Consider the following 2,934-nt stretch of genomic DNA (forward strand, 5'->3'; position numbering starts at 1 on the left):
ACGATAGCAGCAAACCAAGCTCCCGTAAATTAGAATTTGGTGATAAACTAAACGTAACTCCAATTAAGAAAGGTGTCCGCCATGCAAACCATTACTCTGAATAACGGCGTCAAAATGCCCCAACTCGGCCTTGGCGTCTTTCAAATTCTCGATTCGAACGAAGCTCAGCAAACCGTTCTCACCGCCATTAAGCACGGCTACCGTCTCTTCGACACTGCTGCGGCCTACCATAACGAAGCAGCTGTAGGCGAAGCGCTCAAAGCCAGTGGCGTCCCTCGTGAAGAGCTTTTTATCACGTCAAAGCTCTGGATTCAAGATATGACCTACGAAGCGCCAAAGATGGTCTTCAACGCGCCCTTGATTTACTGCAACTCGATTACATCGATCTTTACTTACTTCACCAACCCATCGGCGATATTTACGGTGCTTGGCGGGCCTTGGAAGAGGCCTACCGCGCTGGCAAGATTCGCGCAATTGGCGTGTCGAACTTCACTGCTGGCAAATTAGCGGAATTTGAACTGTTCACCGATGTTAAACCAGCCGTCAACCAAGTCGACCTCAACGTGTTCAACCAACAACCCGATGATTTAAAATTCATGCAGGACCGCCACATTCAACCAGAAGCTTGGGGGCCATTTGCGGAAGGTAAGCACGGCATCTTCACCGACCCAACCCTGACTAAAATCGGTCAGCAGTACGGTAAAACGCCGGCGCAAGTTGCTCTTCGCTGGTTATTACAACGTGGTGTTGTGGTGATTCCAAAGTCGACGCATGAACCACGGATGGTCGAAAACATGGCCGTTTTTGATTTCACGTTAACCGATGCTGATATGGCGGCCATCGAAGCCATTAACCTCAATGCTAGCACCATCGATCACGAAGTCACCCCGGCGTTGATCGATCGATTTTTAACGATTCGGGTTCACGACTAACAACATTAATCTAAAAACAAAGTGGGCGTGAATTCCCAATCGAGAATTCACGCCCACTTAACATTACATATTAATCTAATCCCTGAAACTTCCGGGAATAAGCATCCACCGCTTTGATTGCTTCAAATACCGCCGCTGCAGTTACTGGGAACCCCATGTTATGAATGGTTTCACCCTCCTGAACCGTCAACGTTGCAACCTTCATCAGATCTTCGTCTGAGGCATCCGCCAGCTTCAAGTCAGCCAGCGTGGTTGGTAATCCTAGCGCAAGTTCAAATTTGAGGTATTTTTCAAATCGTTTATCACTAGCACCCTCCAAGACGAGGTTCACCAGCGTCCCGTACGAAACCTTTTGGCCGTGAGACAGTTTGTGAACGTCGCCTGACAACGCTGTTAGGCCATTTTGGAAGCTGTGAGCTGCAGCCAATCCGGAACTTTCTGCCCCTACCCCGCTTAGTAAAATGTTGGCTTCAACGATGTGGGTAAGTGCCGGTGACACCACGTGACTTGAGGCCGCTGTGACAGCTTGTGTCCCGTATTTGAACAACAAATCCTCACACTTTTCCGCTAACGCCAGTCCGGCGGCGGTTTGCTGCGTCTGAAGTGGCAGTAACGTTACTTCCCGTGCCCGAGCAACGGTCTGCGCTTCCACGTTGGTTGACAACGCATCCGCCATGCCGTCAATCAAAAAGCGCACCGGCGCACCCGCGATCACTGACGTATCCACTAAAACTAAATCGGGATTCTTATCATAAAAAATATAATGCAAAAATTCACCCGACTCCGAATAGATCACGCTCAGTCGAGTACATGGCGAATCATTCGACGCCAGTGTCGGCACAATCACCACCGGCACGTGGAGCACATCGCCCACCGCCTTCGTGGTATCGTTGGTCTTGCCCCCGCCCAACGCAATCACAAAGGCCGCTTTACTCTGTTCACCGATGGTTTTGATTCGTTCAATTTCTTCTGGCGAACTCTCACCATTAAACGCAACGCGCTCAATCGTTAACCCGGCCGCAGTCAAATCACCATAAAACTGTTCCCCAATCAGCTGCCAAACCACGTCATCCGTTAACAACAAACCTTGTTTCCCAAACGGCGCAATGTACTTAGCAGCATCCTTCAATAACCCGTCACCTTGAACATAAGTCGACGGACTGGCAAATGCAGTTGTCATCATTTCCACCTCCAAAATTATGTTGCACCGGTAGTGTAAGCAATCTACTTGAATTAATCAAGCAACATCTCTTAAGTAAATTATTCACTAATAAGTCCCGGTTACTGATGGGTTGTTATGCGGAGATGTTATAACGAATTCTAAAAATATTCTAATAATTATCACAAAACACTTGTAGCGACAAGTATTTAACGGTATACTGTTTTTCAACTTGATATCAAAGGAGGCGGCACTTACCATGAACGTACAGACTACTTCTAGTCTTATTCACCAAATCGCAAACTTCGAAGTCCAATTCGTTAATCACCATCTCAGAGACCTTAATCTGAACAGTGATCAAGGGCGCACAATGGCGTACATTGCCCACCACCCTCACAGTAAACAACGTGATATTGCGCACTACCTTAATCGGCAGGAAGCTAGTATTACCAATCTGCTGAAGGGCCTCGTTAACCGAAACCTGGTTATCCGAACAGTGCCGCTAGATAATGAACGCACTAAGCTTTTGTCCCTCACACCAGAAGGCGAGCAAGCGCTAGTCCACATCGAGCGCGTTTTTCACGAACTGAACCAATTGTTGCAAACACCGTTAAATTCAGATGATGCTGGCGATCTCAACGACCTGTTGCACCAAGTGAAAACCCATATCTATGAGGAAGAAGCGAATCCCTCAAGCGTTTATTGATTTTAACTGATTAGAAGCCTCCGCCAATTGAGCATTGGTGGGGGCTTTTTTGTTTACGTTTGTGTCCAGCGTAAGCATCTTTAGTTTGTGAAATTCAGTGATTCTGGTTTTGGATAGTGGGAGGATGCCGCGGAAGG

2 protein-coding genes and 1 pseudogene are annotated in these 2,934 nt (G+C 47.6%); 2 read left to right on the plus strand and 1 reads right to left on the minus strand.

From position 1 onward, the window contains the following. The first annotated feature begins 81 nt into the window (after positions 1-81). Positions 82-932, plus strand: a pseudogene (locus JCM2765_RS16360) (aldo/keto reductase). Positions 933-1,002: 70 nt separating this feature from the next. Here the strand turns inward: JCM2765_RS16360 and JCM2765_RS16365 are convergent. After that, on the minus strand, positions 1,003-2,112 hold the full coding sequence (locus JCM2765_RS16365) for a glycerol dehydrogenase (protein ID WP_054737580.1): 1,110 nt from the start codon (positions 2,110-2,112) through the stop codon (positions 1,003-1,005). Between the two features lie 238 nt (positions 2,113-2,350). Here JCM2765_RS16365 and JCM2765_RS16370 point away from each other — a divergent pair, with 238 nt between their 5' ends. Further along, complete coding sequence (locus tag JCM2765_RS16370) at positions 2,351-2,797, plus strand: MarR family winged helix-turn-helix transcriptional regulator (RefSeq protein WP_054737582.1); 447 nt, start codon at positions 2,351-2,353, stop codon at positions 2,795-2,797. The last annotated feature ends 137 nt before the right edge of the window (positions 2,798-2,934 follow it).

Origin of the sequence: Secundilactobacillus similis DSM 23365 = JCM 2765 (assembly GCF_001311075.1) — a bacterium.
GTDB classification, from domain to species: Bacteria; Bacillota; Bacilli; order Lactobacillales; family Lactobacillaceae; genus Secundilactobacillus; species Secundilactobacillus similis.

Bases quoted from the DNA above. Each gene is read 5' to 3' on its own strand.
- JCM2765_RS16365 (WP_054737580.1), bottom strand. From the start codon at position 2,112: ATGACAACTGCATTTGCCAGTCCGTCGACTTATGTTCAAGGTGACGGG.
- JCM2765_RS16370 (WP_054737582.1), top strand. From the start codon at position 2,351: ATGAACGTACAGACTACTTCTAGTCTTATTCACCAAATCGCAAACTTC.